Here is a 15,194-nt window from a genome sequence, read left to right as displayed (position 1 = left end):
TCTAGGATCTGCTGTGGACAGCTCGGCGTGTCGTTCCGCCCAGCCGGTTCCGTCTTCTTTTTGTGCAAGCTCCGCTCGGCTCACCCGAGTTTCGTATGAGCCGCATGGCCCGCGCCGAGGCGCGCAGCGCGTGGCTGTTCCTGGCGCCCAGCCTGGTGCTGTTCGCCGTGTTCGTGCTGCTGCCGGTGCTGGCCGCCTTCGGAATCTCGTTCACGTCGTGGGACCTGTTCACCGCGCCGCACTTCGCGGGCTTTGAGAACTACCGGCAGCTGCTGTTCGAGGACAAGCTGTTCCACAAGGTGCTGGGCAACACCGCGCTGTACGTCGTGTGGACGGTTCCGATCCAGATGGCGCTGGCCTTTATCGTGGCGCTGCTCCTCAACCGGGGGGTGTGGGGCCAGAACGCCCTGCGGGTGATCTACTTCCTGCCGGTCGTGTCCTCGACAGTGGCGGTCGCGTTGATCTGGTCGTGGATTTTCAACTCTAACTTCGGCATCCTCAACGCGCTGCTCAGCCGACTGGGCGTGCAGGATCTGCCCGGCTGGCTGAACTCGTCGCGGTACGCCCTGCCGGCGCTGATCATCGTGGCGATCTGGCAGGGCCTGGGCTACTCGATGGTGCTGTTTCTGGCCGGACTCCAGGGCATCTCGCGCGACGCCTACGAGGCGGGCGAGATCGACGGCGCGGTTGGTTGGAAGAAGCACCGCTATATCACCCTGCCGCTGCTGTCGCCCACCACCTTCTTCGTGACCATCGTCAGCCTGATCGGCTCGTTCCAGGTGTTCGACCTGGCCTTCGTGATGACCCAGGGCGGCCCGGCAAACGCCACCAACACCATCGTGTACTACGTGTACCAGAACGCCTTCCAGTTCTACCGCATGGGCTACGCCAGCGCCGCCGCCATGATCCTGTTCGCGATCATCCTGACCTTCACCCTGATCCAGTACCGCCTGCAAAATCGCTGGGTGCACTATGACTGAGGTGAAGCCGTGACCGAGGCCCTGCGCCGCTCCGCCGAGGAGACCGTCCGCCAGCCCAGTCGGCGCCGCAGTCGATCACCCGTGATCGACTGGCTGGTCTTTCTCGCCCTGCTCGCCGGCGCGCTGAGCATGTGCGCGCCCTTCCTGTGGATGATCTCCAGCAGCCTCAAGGTGCCCACCGAGATCTTCCGGTACCCGCCGGCGCTGCTGCCCGAGCATGCCCAGTGGCCCAACTACACCCGCATCTTCACGCTGATTCCCTTCGGCCGGCTGATGCTCAACAGCCTGCTGGTCTCGCTCGCGGTGACGGCGCTGCAACTGCTGGTGTGCAGCATGGCCGCCTACGCCTTCGCGCGGTTGCGCTTCAGGGGCCGCGAAGTCCTGTTCCTGCTGTACCTCAGCGCGCTGATGGTGCCGTCGCAGGTGACCCTGATCCCCAACTTCATCCTGGTGCGCAACCTCGGCTGGATCGATACGTACGCGGCGCTGATCCTGCCCTTCGCCTTCAGTTCCTTCGGCACCTTCCTGCTGCGCCAGTCGTTCCTGACAGTGCCGAAAGAACTGGAAGAAGCCGCCCGCATCGACGGCGCGAGCTACGCCCAGACCTTCTGGCGGATCATGGTTCCGCTGGCCCGGCCGGCGCTGGGGGCGCTGGGCATCTTCACGTTCATCGCCCAGTGGAACAACTTCCTGTGGCCACTGATCACCACCACCAAACCGCAGATGCAGACCCTGACCGTAGGCCTCGCCGGTCTGCGCGGGCAGTACAACACCGACTGGGCCCTGTTGATGACCGGCAGCGTTCTGGCGATCCTGCCCATCTTCGTCGTGTTTGCCATCGGGAACCGCTCGTTTATTCAGGGCATCACGTCAGGCGGTTTCGGCGGGCGGTAACGGGCAGCACATCCGCCCAATTCACACGGGCGGCGGGCGGACTGCTCCCGAAGCGGTCAACGGTTCAGGTCTTTGACTCCTCGTCCTTGGGCGGCCGGTCACCCAGGGTCGGCATCATGGGAATTCCCATTCCGGTCCCGGTCGCCGTTCCTCCAGCGCCACCCAGGCCGGTCGGGGGAATCATCACACCGACCACTGGCTGCTGGTGGCGATCCTGATGGTCGGGCGTGAGGTTGCCGGACTCCTGCTCGATCTCTTCGACGGACTTCCCCAGCGGCGTGGTGTCTTCCATCATGCGAAACCTCCAGAACGGACTGCTGACGGTAGGTAGATTGCCTATCGTGGAACCCTTTCATCATCCCGACCTGGGCCGTGGAGATGGTGGGAACCCTCCCAACGTGTCTGTAATCGTCGGTGCAGGGCATTAGAGTTACGAACCGAACAGGGGCGTCGGTGTTTTCAGGCAGGCCGATCAGGACGGGTCGTCGTGCAGCACCGGAGCCAGAACCGGACGAAGGCGTCGATCTGGTTCACGAAGCGCTCGAAGTTCAGCTCCTTGATCAGGTAGGAACTGGCATGCAGGGTGTACGCCCGGTCGATATCGCTGGTGACGGCCGAGCTGCTGAGGATCACGACTGGGATCACACGGAGGTGGGGGTCGTCCTTGAGCTGCGCGAGCACCTCGAAGCCAGTCAGTCCGGGCATGTTGAGATCGAGCAGCATCACATCGGGCAGCGTGGTGCCAGGGGCGCGCAGGAAGGCGAGGGCCCGGTCTCCGGAGGCGCAGGTATCGACAATGACGTTCTGTTCGTGATCGCCGAAGGCCTCGCGTGCCAGTTCACGGTCGGCCGGGGTGTCGTCCACCAGCAGCACACGCAGCGGACGTCCTGGACGCATGACGGAGAGAGGGGGGAGGTCGCCAGACATGCCAGAGGCTAGCGCAGGATTGAGCGAAAATTAATGCAAGTCACATGAGCAGAGTCAGTCTGTGCTTTGTGTTCGGGATTTGGTGGAACATCAGTTCCACCAACAGTCCGTAGATTTGCGTCTGTCAGGGGCGTCGCCTGCCACGTTCAGAAGGATTTCGGCAGGGTGAAGCCTAGAGTCGCGCCATCGCCGGGTCGACTTGACGCCATGACCTCGCCCCCGTGGCGCTGAATGATCCGGCGGACGTTCGCGAGCCCCACGCCCGTGCCCTCGAACTCATCGGCGCGGTGAAGGCGTTTGAACACGCCGAACAGCTTGTCCGCGTAGGTCTCGTCGAATCCGACACCGTTGTCGTGCACGAAGATGGCCCATTCCTGCGGGCGATCCTCCGCCCAGACGCGGATGACGGCCGTGCCCTGCAGGCGGCTGTATTTCACGGCGTTGGACAGCAGGTTCATCATGACCTGCCGCAGCGTTCCTTCATCTCCCGTGACGGTCGGCAGGGGGGCCACCTCCCACAGCACTTCCCGGCCGGCCAGATCCGGCTGCAACTCGTCTTGTACCTGTGCCACCACGTCCGCTAGATTCACGTCGTTGCGCTGTAGGGGCTGGCGCGACACCTGCGACAGGGCCAGCAGCGCCTCGATCAGGTCGTCCATGCGGTGCCCGGCCTGGTGGATCACGTCCAGATGACGCGCGGTCTTGGCCGTGATGCCCGCGCCCAGGGATCTGCGCAGCAGGTCGACGAAGCCCAGGATGTGCCGGATGGGCGTCCGCAGATCGTGCGACACGCTGTAGGAGAACGCTTCAAGATCCTCGTTGGCGACCCGCAACTTGCGCCGCTCCTCGGCGAGTTCGGCGACCCCCTGCGATCCCTCAATTACGAGGCCGAGGCTGCGCACCGTGGTGACCAGCGCGGCCCGGTCGCCATCACTCCAGCGCCGCTCGTGGAACAGCGGCACATTGAAGACCCCGATGACCACGCCGTTCACGATCACCGGCAGGGTCGCCACGGCATTCACGTGGCTCACGACGTCCGGCGCAGTGTCCAGGCCCTGTGGGTAGACGTCCTGGAACAATGGTTCCCTCGTTTCATACGGAGTGTCCAGGGTGTAGGTCTCGCCAACAGGCAGGCCAGCGTCGATGGCCACCTGAAGGGCCGGGTTCCCGACGTCGCCGACCTGGACGGTGGCGTGCCAGCGTGGGCCCTGGATCTCCCAGAACGCCGCGTATCCGGGCGGGAGCAGCGACAGCACCATGGTCTGCGCGCGGCGGATCAGGGAATCCCGGTCGCTCTCCAGCGCGAGATCCCGGAACAACTCGGCAATGCCCTCCAGCGCCCTCGTCCGGGCCAGCAGATCGGTGTTCTGCGTGGCGAGTTCAGCATTCTGGGCCTCCAATGTCGCCAGCGCCTGCACCCGGTCGGTCGTCTCGAGGACAGTCACGAGAATCCCGCGCACCCCGCGCTGTCCGTCGCGCACTGGCGTGTAGGTCAGCGTGAAGTATCCCAGATCCGGAACACCGTAGCGGGAGAGCAGCAGGGCCTGATCCGTGAAGGTAAAGGTCTCCCCGCGTTCCATCACGCCCTGGTAGATGGGACCGGTGAAGTCCCACACCTCGGGCCAGCACTCGAAGTTCGGCTGTCCCAGGCCGCCCGGATGCTTGGTGCCCATCACGTCCCGGTACGCGTCGTTGTAGAGCTGCACGAGGGCGTCGCCCCACAGCAGGATCATGGGAATCGGACTGGACAGCACCACGCCGACCATGGTCTGGAGACTCTGGGGCCAGGTGTCTACGGGGCCAAGGGGCGTGGCCGCCCAGTCGTGTCCGCGCATGCGCGTGGCCAGTTCGCTGTTCCCAGGGAACACCTCGTCGGGGAGGAGAGGAGGAGGGGCAGCGTGGCTCACGGTCTTGGCGCAGCTTAGCGTCCGTGGCCTCAGTTGTCGCCATGAATTTATCTTCGATCAAGGGCGCATGGCCGGTGGTGTCGGGATCAGGCCTGGTGTCGCAGCGGTCGTTGCATCTCAGGTGGGGCGTTTCCGTGCCACCGATAGGCAACGCCCGGCATACCGCTACCCGAACGCGGCACACTGAGGGCGATGATTCGCCATACTGTCGTGTTCAGGCTGAAGCATGCCCCCGGTTCTGTCGAGGAGCAGTCCTTCCTGCAGGGTGGACGGGCGCTGGCCGACCTGCCCACGGTTCAGCGCTTCGAGCAGCTGCGGCAGGTCAGCCCGAAGAACAGCTTCCAGTTCGGCTTCTCCATGGAATTCGACGATCAGGCCGCCTACGACGCCTATAACGTCCATCCGGTGCACGAGCAGTTCGTCCGCGAGCGCTGGCAGTCGGAGGTCGAGGACTTCATGGAGATCGATTACATACCGCTGTGAGTCAGCCCTCCTGACACCTCGAGCAGGTTGCGTCAGCCATGCTGCCGATCACCGGCAGGTCAGGCCTGCGGCTGGCGGGTGCTGTGCAGGGCACCCCCGGTCTTTCCACGCTTGTTCGCGTACATCCGCTGATCGGCCAGGGCCAGCACCTCGGCGGCCGTCTGGGCTTCACTGGCATGTGCCACCCCCACACTCACCCCGACGGCCTCCCTGGCCATCACGACTTCAGCGCCCGGCAGGGCACTCACCTTTGCTGTCAGGGTGGCCAGGTCTTCCATGGGAACGTCGCGGAGGATCAGCGCGAACTCGTCCCCACCCAACCGGTACAGGGAATCACGTGCAAAGAAGGTCTGGCGAACCACGCCGGCGAAGATCCGCAGCACCTCGTCTCCCTGGGCGTGCCCGGCGCGGTCGTTGAGGCGTTTGAAGCCGTCCAGATCCATCACGGCCAGGCCGTAGCCCCGGTGCGCCGGGGTGCTGTCGAGCTGCTTGAGGGTACGTGTGAAGGCGCGGCGGTTCAGGCAACCGGTCAGGACATCGTGGTTGGCAAGGGTGTCCAGCGTGGTGACGTGCAGGTGCCGCTCGGTCGCGGAGCGGATGGCGCGCGCCGCCGCCGTGAGGAGCTGCCGTTCCTGAACGCCCCAGCGTTGACCGGTCGCTTCGGATCCCAGCACCAGCAGGCTGAACCGGGCGTCACCGGGCACGTGCAGGGGCAGCATGGCCCAGGCCGTGGGACGCCCGCCCAGCGTCAGGGTCGCGGCTGGGGCACTGCCGCCATTCATGAACGTCGCCTGTTGCGACAGGTGGGCCTCCCACAGTGGCGACCCTGGACTGACCTCGGGCACGACGGCACCGCTGGAGCCAACCGCGTTCAGGGTGAGTGGGCCGTCCGGAATGGACGTCACCAGCGTCACGCCGCCCAGCGACAGGGCCTTGCGGAGCACCGCCTCGGCCGCCTCCGCCGCAGGCAGGGCGCCCAGGTGCCCACGGGCGGACACCTGGGCGAGTTCAGCCATGACCTCCAGCTTCTGCTGGTCTGCGGCGGCCCGTTCGAGGGTCTCGTGAAGCAGAAGGCGCAGGCGGACGGTGGGCTGCACCACCAGCACCACTGCACCGGTCAGGGTCAGGTGCAGCAGGGCGGTCGGCAGGACGGGCGTGGTTGGCGCACCGAAGTGACGGGCCAGTCCGTACAGCCCCACACTCAGGGCCAGGCCCAGTACGGGCATGACGAACGCGTGGCGCGGCCACAGCGAGCTGTACAGGATGACCAGGGGCACTGTGGCAAACCACCCGAGTCCGCCCCAGTACACGAGCATGGCCAGTGTGACGAACACCGTCAGGAGCAGCGCGCCGATCCAGAGCTCGTTGGGCGGCCGGTCAGCGCTCAGCAGCCTGGAAGCGTGGGCAATTCGGGGATCATGGTCATCGGCAGAGGACGGAACAACGGGAGGGCAGACGCCGTTCTGGCGTTGACGGTTGCCTTCATGCGTCGTCATGGCCCTACCACCTCCACAGAGTTGAACTTGATCTCTGCCCAGAGAATCACCACAGGTGTGACGATGGTCTTACAACCCCAGGCCTGGAGGCCGCAATCAACCTTAGGAGTGCCAAAGGGCGAAATTCATCAGTGAGACCGGCCAACGTTGCCGTTGAGGGCAGGTGCATTCCACCTCTTCTCTATAGCTACAGAGAGCGACATGCACAGCCCCTGAAGCCACTCGGCAGACCTGGAGATTCATTCGCAGGTTCCACAGGTTTGTCCCATTCATTCAGACCGTTCAGAAAATTGTCCACGGATTACAATGTTGTTCGAGGAGCTGAACGAACCGCCAGACCAATCAACCAACGGAGAAATATATCCATAAGGCGTGTTGTGTAAAGTTTCTTTGAGGCTGAGTGGCCTTGGGTTGGACGGGGTTCGGCTCTCTCCTGACGTAGGTACAGAGTGACCGAACAGGTCTGCGCGCCTCGATCGCCGTACCGGATTCGCCTGCGGATCAGGCCACGCGGCGGCTGGCCATCGACGGGAGTACGTCGGGTGAGGGCGGCGCTGTCAGAGCCGCTGGTGTCTTGGCGGTTCTAACGGAACGGGGATCACGTCCGTGCCCGGCTGGGTGTCGTTCCGGAAAGCGTGCTGCTCAGCGCGTCGACCGAGGGAGCCACGGAACGGATGAACCATGCGCTGGGCGTGTACGGCGAATGATGGGCACTCGACGGTCATCGTCGCACTCCTCAGGCAGCATCTGTCTGGCCTGTACTCCGTTCACCACTACTGGTGGCCTGTCAGCCGCCCTTGTGGTGGAGTCAATCAGCTCGAGCGTGGGACTGGTGCGGTTGCACCGGCTTCCGCGTCGTCCAGCAGCTCCACGTAACCCAGGTCGCCGTTCACGCGCAGGCGCTGACCGCTGACGATCTGGGTGGTGGCGCGGTCGACGCCCACCACGGCCGGCAGTCCGTATTCGCGGGCCACCAGCGAGCCGTGGGTCATCAGGCCGCCGATCTCGGTGACCAGACCGGCCGCCGCCACAAACAGCGGAGTCCAGCCGGGATCGGTGAACGGGGCGACCAGGATCTCGCCGGGCTGAACCGGCGGATCGTCCAGTCGGCGCATGACCCGCGCGGGACCTTCCACCACTCCGGCCGACACGGCCTGACCGCTGAGGGCACCGTCCGGCACCCGCGCACTCCGGAGCTGGCCCCTGATCTGCTCACCGTCGCTGGTCATGACCCTGGGGGGCGTGCGCCGCGCGTCCGCCGCGAACCGCTCACGCCGCGCCGCGATCCTCAACCTCAGGTCCTGTGGTGGATTCGTCAGGGCCGCGCGCAGTTCAGGTAGCGTGAGGAACCACACGTCGCCGGGGACGTCCAGCGTTCCACGCGCCGTGAGCACCACGCTCGCCTCCAGCACCACCGGTTTGAGCAGATCGAGCATCTGCACGAGCATGAACTTGGGATGCTCGCGCAGCGGCAGGTAGGTACGCACCGAACGCAGCAGGTGGCGCATCACCACGCGTCGCACCGGCCCGGCAGCGTTCAATACCCGCGCGGCCGCCTCGGTGGCGCGCTGCTGCCATTCGGTCGCCAGCGCGCGGTGGGTGCCCGTTTCCCCGGTCTCCAGGCCGCCGACCACCATGTTGAGCAGCGATGCGGGATTTTCGTGCCAGCGCGGTTGACTGAGGTCGATCTCGCCCGGCCCGCGCGCGCCGTAGCGCGCCATGAACGCCTGCCAGCGCTCGAGGAACGCTGAACCTCCGGGCACCCCAGATACCGCCAGGCGTTGGCGAACATCCAGGTCGGGGCGCCGCAGGTGCGCGCTCAGGGCCGGCTGGCCACGCGCCGCGTCCGCGAGGTCGCCCACCGCCAGCCCCATCTCGGTGGTGACGTTGCCCTGCTGCCCGGCCCCCAGGGCGATCAGGTCGGCCCTGGAGGCCACGCCCCGGCCCAGGGCGCGTAGGGCGGTATCGGCGAGGATGCCCGCAATCACCCGGCCGATCAGCGGGTAGAGGGCTGGCCCCAGCAGCGATGCGAGGGTGGTCAGGGCCACGTCCAGCCGCAACTCCAGCGAGGACGCACTGTCCAGCGCCCGGCGGAACTCCGCGATGCGGGCGTGGATGTACCGCACCTGCTGTCGGGCGACGGTGCCGCGTTCCGGGAACGCCAGGACGCGCGCCGCCTGGCGGAGGATCGGCGCGGCGCCCCGGACCGCGCGGAACAGGTGCAGGGCCGGCCCACGCTGGAATTCCGGTCGGCCGGCCAGGGCCGCCAGTGCCCCGCCGACGCGGGCGTCCACGTTTGCGCCGACTGCCCGGGGAATCACGCGCCTGAGCAGCGGATGGCGCAGCGCGAACGAGACGTCCACATACAGCCGCCCGCCGGCCACCGTCAGGTAGGGATTGTCCAGGGCCGTGCGCGGATGCCCGAAGGGAAACAGTACCCGCCACACCGACGCCGCCAGCGGGGGCATGGCGTCGGTCATGACCTGCAGGTGGCTGAAGCTGAAGTAGGCATGCAGCTGACCGTCCACCGGCTGGGGTTCCGGCAGCGGATACAGGGTCGTGATGGGCCGCGCCTGCAGGATGAACCAATGTCCTTCCCGGTAGGCCCACTCGATATCCTGCGGCGTGCCGTAGTGGGCCTCGATGCGGTCGCAAATCTCGGTCAGTTCGGTCACCTCGGCGTCCGAGAGCGCCGGGCGGCTTCGCTCCGGGCCACTCAGGGGAACACGCTCGACGCCGCCCCCCGGCGCCGACCGGATCGCGAAGGGTTTGACCGCCACGACACGCTGAATGACGCGCCGCGTCCGGCGATCCACGTGGTAGGCGTCGGCGCTGACCACCCCGGACACGAGGGCCTCTCCCAGACCGAAGGCGGCGTCGATCCGGGCGACGTGCCGCTGGCCCGTGGTGGGGTCGGCGGTGAAGAGGATGCCCGCCACCTCGGGCTCAATCATCTGCTGCACCACCACTGCCAGGGTGACGTGACGTTGGGAGAGCCCGAGCTGGGCGCGGTAGGCGATGGCGCGACCGTTGTACAGCGATGCCCAGCAGTCCAGCACCGCCCGCCGCAGCGCTTCCCGCCCCCGCACGTTCAGGAAGGTGTCCTGCTGCCCGGCGAAGGAGGCGCCGGGCAGATCCTCGGCGGTCGCGCTGGACCGTACCGCGTACGCGTGATCCGGGCCCAGCGTGTGCCACGCGGCGTCCATGGCGCTGTCCACCTGGGGCGGCAGCGGCAGGGCCGCCACCCTGGGTCTCCAGCGGGCACTCGCGGCCTGGGCGGCGGCCGTGTCGTTCGGTGCGATGGCCTCTAGCTCGCGCCACATTGCTTCACGGTCGGGCAGGGCCTCAAGTCCCAGCTCGAAGGCCCTCACGGTGATGCAGAAGCCCGGCGGAACCGGGAACCCGGCTGCGGTGAGTTCCCCGAGGTTCGCTCCCTTGCCTCCGACCAGTGGCAGGTCGCCCGCGCGGACCCTAGCGAACGGTACGACATACGACGCTGCGGTCATGTTCCCCCTCTGTGCCCTCACCCATGCCGGGGCTGCGCGACCCGCTGCGCTTCCTGCAGCATGTTCCGTATCACTGCCGCCGCCCGCGCGTTGACCCCAGCCATCTCCTGGATGCTCTGCGCCGCCCAGTCGAACCGCTGCTCCATCCACTCGCCCGGCCGGGAGCGGGAGCACCGCGTCGTACCAGCCGAACACGTCGAACTGGTCGAAGGTGATCCAGTCCTCGGTGGCGTCCTGCCAGGAGCGGGCCACGGCATACGGGCTGGTACGCAGGAACGTGCGCACATCGTCCACGTTCGGGGGGTGGACGTTCCATCATGACGGCGAACTTCCGGAGCTCACTCATACGCCTTCCCTTGGGATGCTGGCCGCCCGCAGTCGGGACGCGTGACGGGTGGGGTGCCGCCGGGCCACGGTCGGCCACCCGCAACCGGACAAGAGGTGGCCGGGTCTGGAGGGCACGCATCAACGCTGCCTTCGCCTCCAGGCTGCTTCCACTGTAGACCTCTGGGAGGGTCAGGACATGGCCAGGCCCCGGAGCTCCCGTCAAGGTTCTTCGGCTATGGTGCCCCCGAAGACAGCGAAGTGGCTGCTGCTCCCAGCGCTGTCACCATTGACCCCGTCGTGTACTAGATGTAGTATCCATCTGTCGCTTTCATGGTGAAAGCCTCCGCAGGAACCGAGGGAAGTCCGGTCATGCCCCGTTACGCACGGGGTTCAGTCCGGCACAGTCGCGCTACGGTCTCAGTCCGAACGCTCGCCTCGCGGAGATACGCCCGTTGCTTGCCCCCGCGTCAGGGGCGTGAGGTGTGATCCTTTGTCCAACTGAACCACACATCCTCGTTCCCGCCCGCCGGGAGCGTCTTTTTTTTCCCAGCACGGTCGCCACACTGGCCCGTGCCGCCCTCCTCGTGTGTACAACCGGAGACGCCTTGAACCCTGCCTCCATGACTGCGAAACGTGCAACCGGCACGTCGTCTTTCGTCTCACCTCTGCTGCATTCCCCGGCACCTGAGGCCTGAGCGTGCACCTGGTCTTCGACTCGCTGACGGGGAACGTCCGGCGACTGGCACACCGGATTGCCGCGCGGGCCGCCGGCATGGACGTGCAGGACGTGCGTTCCGGCTGGATCGGCGACCCCTTCTTGCTGTTGACCTACACCTTCCACCGGGGTGACGTACCCGAGTCCACACGCGCGTTCCTGCGCGGGGCCGGGCGCGGCCTGCGTGGGGTCGTCGCCAGCGGTTCCTACCACTGGGGCACGAACTTCGCCCGCGCGGCGGACGTGATTGCCGCCGAGCACGCCGTTCCCATCATCGCCAAGGTCAACAAGGGCGGCACCGATGCGGACGTGGCCCTCATCCTTGCCTGGCTGGCGAGCGCCACGGCCCCCAACCCCACGAACCTTCAGACCGTCACCTTCACCGGAGGCACGCATGGAACGCTGGATTGAACTCAACAACAGGGTGCTCACCGGCACGAGCGTGGATACACGGCACGACCTGGACGCCCTACAGGTCTATTTCCAGGAGAAGGTTAACCCGAACACGGTGTTCTTCCACACCCTGCGCGAGAAAGTCCGGTACCTGGTGGAGCACGGCGTGTGGGACGCCTCCGTGTTCGACCGCTACGCCTGGGAGGACGTGCAGGCCGTCTTCGACCGGGCGTACTCGTACAGGTTCCGCTTCCAGTCGTTCATGGGGGCGTACAAGTTCTACAGCGAGTACGCCACCATGACGCCGGATCGTGCCCGCTGGCTGGAACGCTACGAGGACCGCATGAGCATCACGGCCCTTGCCCGCTCGGAGACGGCCGGGCAGGCGCTGGAACTGGTGCACCACTTGGTGAACCAGACCTTCACGCCCGCCACGCCCACGCTGATGAACAGCGGAAAGGCGAACACGGGGCGTCTGGTGAGCTGCTTCCTGCTCCAGGACTGCACGGACAACCTGGAGTCCATCACCAAAACGCTGTCCTTCGTGGCCGAACTCAGCAAGGGCGGCGGGGGGATCGGGGTGGAGGTCAGCAACCTGCGGGCGCGGGGCGAGTCGCTGCGCGGCATCCAGAACGTCACGAAGGGCGTGATGGGCGTGGCGAAGATGCTCGACAACATGCTGCGCTACGCCGACCAGGCCGGGCAGCGCCCCGGCGCGGGAGCCATCTACCTGAGCGTCATGCACGCGGACTTCCAAGACACGCTGAACGCCAAGAAGATCGCCACCGACGAGGACGCCCGCCTCAAGACCCTCAGCGTCGGCGCGACGATCCCCGACATCTTCATGGAGAAGGTGCGCGCGGGCGAGGACATCTTCCAGTTCTACCCGCACTCGCTGTGGCAGGAGACCGGCTGCGAGTTCACCGACATCGACTGGACGCGCGAGTACCAGACGCTCGCCGACAACCCCCGCATCCGCAAGAAACGCGTCTCGGCGCGGCGGGTGCTGGAGGACATCGCCATCACGCAGGGCGAGAGCGGCTATCCGTACCTGCTGCTGGAGGGCAACGCCAACCGCGCCAACCCGATTCCGAACGTCGGCACCATCAAGATGAGCAACCTGTGCAGCGAGATCCTGCAACCCACCCTGCCCAGTTGCTTCCACGCCTACGGGCAGGAGGCGAAGGATCGCGTGGGGCTGGACGTGTCGTGCAACCTCGCCTCGCTGGTGATCGGGCAGGCGATGGGCAGCGGCGACCTGGGCCGCGTGGTGCGGGCCGCGGTTGGGCTGCTGGACAACGTGGCCCGTTCCACCACCATCGGCGAGGTGCCCGCCGTGCGCCGCGCCAACGAGGAGATGCGCTCTGTGGGCCTCGGTGCCATGGGCTTGCACTCCTTTCTGGCCGCCAATGAAGTCGTGTACGGCAGCGAGGGGGCGCTGGAATTCGTGGACGTGTTCTTCGCCGCCGTCCACTACCACGCCCGCAAGGCCAGCATGGAGATCGCCCGCGACACCGGGTTCGTATTCCGGGGCTTCGAGGGCAGCCGCTACCAGTCCGGGGAGCACTTCCAGCCGTATCTGGAACGCGACTTCACGCCCCGCACGCCGGAGGTGGCCGCCCTGTTTGGCGGTCATGCCCTGCCCACCCAGGAGGACTGGCGGCAGCTCGTGGCGGACATCCGGACGCACGGCCTGGCGCACTCCTTCGTCATGGCGGTGGCCCCCACCGGCAGCATCAGCTACGTGTCGCACGCCAGCGCCAGCATCATGCCCGTCACCGAGAAAGTGGAGACGCGCACGAGCAACAAGGCCCGCACCATCTACCCCATGCCACACCTGAACGAGACCACCGAGTGGTACTACGAGGAGGCCTACGACATGGATCAGCGCCGCGTGCTGGACACGGTGGCCGCCGCGCAGCGCCACGTGGATCAGGGCATCAGCTGCACGCTGTTCGTCCCGGCCAGCGTCACCACGCGCACCCTGCAGAGCTACTACCTGTACGCCTACCGCCTCGGGCTGAAGACCCTGTACTACACGCGGCTGCGCAAGACGAACGTGCAGGACTGCCTGAGCTGCGTGGTGTAACCGCCGGGCAGGGCCTTCGTTTGAAGTCTCGACGCCCCGCGCGTTCTCCCCACTTCGTCTCTCCCCTTCCGGCGAGGCGCCTCAACAAGGAGTTGTCCTGTGTCCCATACGCCGTTTTCGGCCACAAACTGGTCAGAGCCCGAGGACGCCTTCTCGGCCACCTTCTACGAGAAATACACGTCCCAGCTGTGGTTTCCCGACGAAATTCCCCTCACAAACGACGCGCTGGTGTGGAACGCCCTCAGCGACGAGGAACGCTGGACGTACATCCACGCCTCGGCGGGCCTGAACGCGCTCGATACGCTCCAGGGCGAGGTCGGGATGCCCGCCCTGCGCGGTCTGATCGGCGGGCACATCCGCAAAGCGACCCTGCAATTCCAGGGCATGATGGAAGACATCCACGCCCGCAGTTACAGCCTGATGAACAAGACCTTCCTCTCGGCAGGCGAGGAGCGCGAGGTCTTCGAGTGGGTGCGCACCCAGCCGCACCTGCAATTCAAGATCGCGTTCATCCAGGACGTCTTCGGCGATCCGGACGTGTCGCGCCTGGGCCTGTGGAAGAAACTGACCGTGTCCTGCATGCTGGAGACGGCGCTGTTCTACAGCGGGTTTTTCTATCCTCTGTACCTCGCCGGGCAGGGGCGCATGGTGGCGGCCGGCGAGATCTTCAACCTGATCATCCTGGACGAGGCGCTGCACGGCGTGTACGTGGCCCTGCTCGCGCAGGAGCAGTTCGACGGCCTGAATGACGCCGAGCAGGTCTACGCCCGCGCGTGGTACGGCCAGACCCTCCAGACGCTGTACCGCAACGAGCTGGCGTACACGGACGTGCTGTACGCGCCGCTGAACCTGACCGGCGACGTGAAACGTTTCATCCGCTTCAATTTCAACGTGCTGGCCGACAATCTGGCCCTGGATCGCCCCTTCCCGGACGAGGAGATCCACCCGGTCGTGCAGAACGGCATCCGGGCGGGCGGCACCACACACGATTTCTTCAGCGCGAAAGGCAGCAGCTACGCCAAGATCGGCGTCGAACCCCTCACCGACGCGGACGTGGACGCCCTCTGGGCGGGGGACTTCCCCGACCTCAGCCGTCACGCCGGGCGGGTCTCCCATGACTGATGCGGCTCCCTACATCCTCCTGACCCAGGAGGCCTGCGCCGAGTGCGAACGCCTCAAACGCCTCCTGGCCGGGCCGCTGAAGGGCCACTATGGGGATCGCATCACGGTGATCCATCGACAGGAGCAGCCCGAGGCATTCGCACACCTTGCCGAGCAGTACGAGCTGCGCGCCGCGCCAGCTCTGCTGCACGTGGCCAGCGGCCGAACGCAGCGCGGGAAGTTCGGCCTGGGTGAGGTGCGGCGCTTCCTGGAACAGGACTGGTAGAGCAGCAGAGTGTGACCGGGAAGCACCACGCGCTGGTCACCTCGATGATTGAGACGCTATCAACCAGGTGTGGCTCGTAGAATTTCCCAT

General features: G+C 66.2%; 12 protein-coding genes. 7 read left to right on the top strand and 5 right to left on the bottom strand.

Annotated elements, in window-relative coordinates; genetic code table 11:
- Window positions 1-104: 104 nt before the first annotated feature.
- Both E7T09_RS16395 and E7T09_RS16390 read left to right on the top strand, forming a co-directional pair.
- A complete protein-coding gene (locus E7T09_RS16395; RefSeq protein WP_240741841.1) occupies window positions 105-980 on the top strand; it encodes a carbohydrate ABC transporter permease in 876 nt (291 codons plus the stop codon).
- Between the two features lie 9 nt (window positions 981-989).
- Window positions 990-1,874, top strand: a complete 885-nt coding sequence (locus E7T09_RS16390) for a carbohydrate ABC transporter permease (RefSeq protein ID WP_240741840.1) — start codon at window positions 990-992, stop codon at window positions 1,872-1,874.
- Window positions 1,875-1,938: 64 nt separating this feature from the next.
- Here E7T09_RS16390 and E7T09_RS16385 read toward each other — a convergent pair whose 3' ends face one another.
- From E7T09_RS16385 to E7T09_RS16375, 3 genes are all read right to left on the bottom strand, one after another.
- Window positions 1,939-2,169 (bottom strand): hypothetical protein, encoded by a 231-nt coding sequence (locus tag E7T09_RS16385; protein ID WP_136390266.1) that lies wholly within the window; start codon window positions 2,167-2,169, stop codon window positions 1,939-1,941.
- Window positions 2,170-2,333: 164 nt separating this feature from the next.
- Complete coding sequence (locus E7T09_RS16380; RefSeq protein WP_240741839.1) at window positions 2,334-2,801, bottom strand: response regulator; 468 nt, start codon at window positions 2,799-2,801, stop codon at window positions 2,334-2,336.
- 146 nt (window positions 2,802-2,947) lie between these two features.
- Complete coding sequence (locus tag E7T09_RS16375) at window positions 2,948-4,708, bottom strand: ATP-binding protein (RefSeq protein ID WP_136390265.1); 1,761 nt, start codon at window positions 4,706-4,708, stop codon at window positions 2,948-2,950.
- A 192-nt stretch (window positions 4,709-4,900) separates the two neighbouring features.
- On the opposite strand from E7T09_RS16375, the gene E7T09_RS16370 reads away from it, so the two are divergent.
- Window positions 4,901-5,191 (top strand): Dabb family protein, encoded by a 291-nt coding sequence (locus E7T09_RS16370; protein ID WP_136390264.1) that lies wholly within the window; start codon window positions 4,901-4,903, stop codon window positions 5,189-5,191.
- Window positions 5,192-5,250: 59 nt separating this feature from the next.
- On the opposite strand, the gene E7T09_RS16365 is transcribed toward E7T09_RS16370, so the two are convergent.
- On the bottom strand, window positions 5,251-6,687 hold the full coding sequence (locus E7T09_RS16365; protein ID WP_136390263.1) for a GGDEF domain-containing protein: 1,437 nt from the start codon (window positions 6,685-6,687) through the stop codon (window positions 5,251-5,253).
- 812 nt (window positions 6,688-7,499) lie between these two features.
- Window positions 7,500-10,487: a phosphoenolpyruvate synthase gene (locus E7T09_RS22535; RefSeq protein ID WP_136390262.1), complete on the bottom strand. Its 2,988-nt coding sequence runs from the start codon at window positions 10,485-10,487 to the stop codon at window positions 7,500-7,502.
- Between the two features lie 730 nt (window positions 10,488-11,217).
- Here E7T09_RS22535 and E7T09_RS16355 point away from each other — a divergent pair.
- The 4 genes from E7T09_RS16355 (at window position 11,218) to E7T09_RS16340 (ending at window position 15,104) form a co-directional block, all read left to right on the top strand.
- On the top strand, window positions 11,218-11,646 hold the full coding sequence (locus E7T09_RS16355; protein WP_136390261.1) for a class Ib ribonucleoside-diphosphate reductase assembly flavoprotein NrdI: 429 nt from the start codon (window positions 11,218-11,220) through the stop codon (window positions 11,644-11,646).
- Complete coding sequence (gene nrdE / locus E7T09_RS16350; RefSeq protein ID WP_136390260.1) at window positions 11,630-13,717, top strand: class 1b ribonucleoside-diphosphate reductase subunit alpha; 2,088 nt, start codon at window positions 11,630-11,632, stop codon at window positions 13,715-13,717. Before E7T09_RS16355 ends, nrdE begins: the two co-directional genes overlap by 17 nt.
- A 99-nt stretch (window positions 13,718-13,816) precedes the next feature.
- On the top strand, window positions 13,817-14,839 hold the full coding sequence (locus E7T09_RS16345; RefSeq protein WP_136390259.1) for a ribonucleotide-diphosphate reductase subunit beta: 1,023 nt from the start codon (window positions 13,817-13,819) through the stop codon (window positions 14,837-14,839).
- A complete protein-coding gene (locus E7T09_RS16340) occupies window positions 14,832-15,104 on the top strand; it encodes a thioredoxin (RefSeq protein ID WP_205747040.1) in 273 nt (90 codons plus the stop codon). The genes E7T09_RS16345 and E7T09_RS16340 overlap by 8 nt, the downstream gene beginning before the upstream one ends.
- Window positions 15,105-15,194 lie beyond the last annotated feature (90 nt).

Origin of the sequence: Deinococcus sp. KSM4-11 (assembly GCF_004801415.1) — a bacterium.
Lineage (GTDB): Bacteria > Deinococcota > Deinococci > Deinococcales > Deinococcaceae > Deinococcus.
The sequence above is the reverse complement of the archived record's forward strand: the minus strand, read 5'-3'. Positions and strand labels throughout refer to the sequence as shown.

Bases quoted from the DNA above. Each gene is read 5' to 3' on its own strand.
- E7T09_RS16365 (WP_136390263.1), bottom strand. From the start codon at position 6,687: ATGACGACGCATGAAGGCAACCGTCAACGCCAGAACGGCGTCTGCCCT.
- E7T09_RS16340 (WP_205747040.1), top strand. From the start codon at position 14,832: ATGACTGATGCGGCTCCCTACATCCTCCTGACCCAGGAGGCCTGCGCC.
- E7T09_RS16370 (WP_136390264.1), top strand. From the start codon at position 4,901: ATGATTCGCCATACTGTCGTGTTCAGGCTGAAGCATGCCCCCGGTTCT.
- E7T09_RS16395 (WP_240741841.1), top strand. From the start codon at position 105: ATGGCCCGCGCCGAGGCGCGCAGCGCGTGGCTGTTCCTGGCGCCCAGC.
- E7T09_RS16380 (WP_240741839.1), bottom strand. From the start codon at position 2,801: ATGTCTGGCGACCTCCCCCCTCTCTCCGTCATGCGTCCAGGACGTCCG.
- nrdE (WP_136390260.1), top strand. From the start codon at position 11,630: ATGGAACGCTGGATTGAACTCAACAACAGGGTGCTCACCGGCACGAGC.
- E7T09_RS16385 (WP_136390266.1), bottom strand. From the start codon at position 2,169: ATGATGGAAGACACCACGCCGCTGGGGAAGTCCGTCGAAGAGATCGAG.